The following is a 1,009-nucleotide window of genomic DNA, read 5'->3' as shown; positions in this document are numbered from 1 at the left end:
CCGCCTGCGGCTTCCGCGCGGTGGTCGCGGCGCTCGTACCGCAGCCACGGCAGCGCGGGGCGGGCGGAGGCGCTCAGGAACGGGGAGCGGTCGTACCACCACAGGTCGGGCGCGAGTTCGCGGAGCAGGGTCGCCGCGTCCGCCGCGACACCCGCGATCTCCACCCGGCCCGCGGGGCCGCGGGTGGTCACAGGATCGCGAAGGTGCCCAGCGCGGTCTGCCGCTGGACGCCCTGCCCCAGGCACTGCAGGAGGTCGAGGGTCGGCGCGGCCTGGGTCGCCTGCGCGACGTGACCCGCGAACGCGCCCGCCGTGATGGTCCCGGTCTTGGTGACCACGTCGAGCCCGGGGAGGGAGCTGACGGTGACGGTGTAGCTGAACGTGCTGGTCCGGCCGTCGTCCCAGGTGATCACGCGCGTCTCGGGGACGGCAGCGACCGGTTCGAGGCAGCCCGCGTCACGCTCGACGGTGAAGCTGCTCGAACCCCCGGTGACGCCGCTGGCCGGCGACAGGCAGGAGGTGTACCGGTCGTCGACCCGGGTGGTGATCGGCCTCGGCAACAGCACGACACCCGGCGAGTAGGTCCAGGTCGAGTTCGTCGTGCACACGACGATGCCGGTGGCGGGCGCGTCGTCCGCGGCTGCGACGCCGGTCGGTGCGACCACCGAGGAGACGGCGAGCAGCGCAGCACCGCACACGACGGCGGCAAGGCGTCGGAAGCGGGATCGGGACACGTCTGGGTTCATGCCGGCAACCCTCCTGGGTTTGCGGTGCGGGTGCAGGCCGGATCGGAGGCCGACCCGGCAGCCCGCCCCGGTGAGCGAGCGCACGAGCCTGTCCGGCACGTGCCGGCGTGGTGTTGACGGGGTTACAGCACGGCGGTGAAGGAGGTGGTGCCGCTGACGCTGGTGAGGCCCTGCGGGGTGAGGCAGGCGGTGAGGTCGGTGGCGGGCAGGACCTTGGGCTGCACGACGGTCGCGCCCAGGCCCAGCCCGTCGACCACGGTGCCG

The 1,009-nt window shown here is 73.9% G+C and carries 2 protein-coding genes; both read right to left on the bottom strand.

Features of this window, described 5'->3' with window-relative positions:
• Positions 1-191 (bottom strand): hypothetical protein (locus AB0G02_RS42305; protein WP_360806856.1); only part of this gene is annotated, 191 nt, incomplete at its 3' end.
• The gene (locus tag AB0G02_RS42300) at positions 188-745 is read right to left on the bottom strand and encodes a hypothetical protein (protein ID WP_360806853.1); all 558 of its coding nucleotides are present in this window, start codon (positions 743-745) and stop codon (positions 188-190) included. The genes AB0G02_RS42305 and AB0G02_RS42300, both read right to left, overlap by 4 nt.
• Positions 746-1,009 lie beyond the last annotated feature (264 nt).

Origin of the sequence: Actinosynnema sp. NPDC023658 (genome assembly GCF_040639995.1) — a bacterium.
Classification (GTDB): domain Bacteria; phylum Actinomycetota; class Actinomycetes; order Mycobacteriales; family Pseudonocardiaceae; genus Actinosynnema.
This window is presented reverse-complemented; position numbering and strand designations above follow the sequence as displayed.